This window comes from Peribacillus sp. P4_C12, assembly GCF_056402095.1.
Genome location: NZ_JBFUIB010000955.1, coordinates 1 through 941, shown reverse-complemented (window position 1 = coordinate 941; position 941 = coordinate 1). Strand labels below are relative to the sequence as shown.

2 protein-coding genes are annotated in these 941 nt (G+C 40.2%); both read right to left on the bottom strand.

Annotated elements, in window-relative coordinates; genetic code table 11:
* On the bottom strand, positions 1-585 hold a 585-nt coding region (locus tag AC1DUW_RS30530), incomplete at its 3' end, for a hydroxymethylglutaryl-CoA lyase (RefSeq protein WP_477644407.1).
* Between the two features lie 17 nt (positions 586-602).
* The gene (locus tag AC1DUW_RS30525) at positions 603-815 is read right to left on the bottom strand and encodes an acetyl-CoA carboxylase biotin carboxyl carrier protein subunit (RefSeq protein ID WP_053345955.1); all 213 of its coding nucleotides are present in this window, start codon (positions 813-815) and stop codon (positions 603-605) included.
* Between the last annotated feature and the right edge of the window lie 126 nt (positions 816-941).

Genomic DNA, 941 nt, shown 5'->3' with positions numbered 1-941 from the left:
AGCCTGTTCAAGGAATAAGGCTACCTGTCTAGGAGATGCGACACCGATGGTATCTCCTAATGATAGCTCGTTGATTCCGTATTCAAATAGCTGATCACAAACCTTGAAAACCTGTTCGATTGAAACCTCGCCTTCATAAGGACACCCGAATACGGTTGAAACATAGCCTCGAACTGATTTCCTGCTTCTTACTGCTGAATCGATGACTTCCTTTAATACAGGAAATGTATCTGAAATCGTTTTATTTATATTCTTTAGATTATGGGTCTCACTTGATGACATGAAAACTGAAATTTCATCAATATCCGCTTCTAGGGCCGACTCCAATCCTCTTTGATTCGGAACAAGAGCCGCATAGGTGATATCTGGATTCCTTTTGATACCCTTGGCTACCTCCACAGCATCACTCAATTGAGGAATCCATTTTGGATGTACAAAAGAAGTGGCTTCAATATAGGAAAGACCAGTATCAGAAAGCTGATTGATCCAGTCTATTTTTCTTTGCGTCGGTATAATGACCTTTTCATTTTGAAGCCCATCACGCGGACCCACTTCTTTAATGGTTACTTTTTCAGGCCAATTCATTTTATCCCTCCGTCTCTTTATTCAATGACGGCCAAAACGTCGCCCTCATTTACGAAATCCCCTTCATTTACTTTAAGTTCCTTAACAGTACCCGCTTCCTCAGCAGCAATGGGGATTTCCATTTTCATGGATTCTAGGATTATGATATCCTGTCCATCGGTAACACTTTGACCTTCACCCGCTACGATTTTCCATACGCTTCCTGCCATACTTGCTTTTAATTCTGCCATATCATATTCCTCCAAATAATTTTAGTTTTTAGAAACGAATCGGTTTTCCCTCCCGGTCCCCGACAAACAGTTTATACAGTAATTTTTTTAATATATTTATCAATAAAGTCCGTTGTTGTATCGCCT

What these genes read in the sequence shown, in the direction of transcription:
- AC1DUW_RS30525 (WP_053345955.1), bottom strand. Translation starts at nt 815, where the DNA reads ATGGCAGAATTAAAAGCAAGTATGGCAGGAAGCGTATGGAAAATCGTA.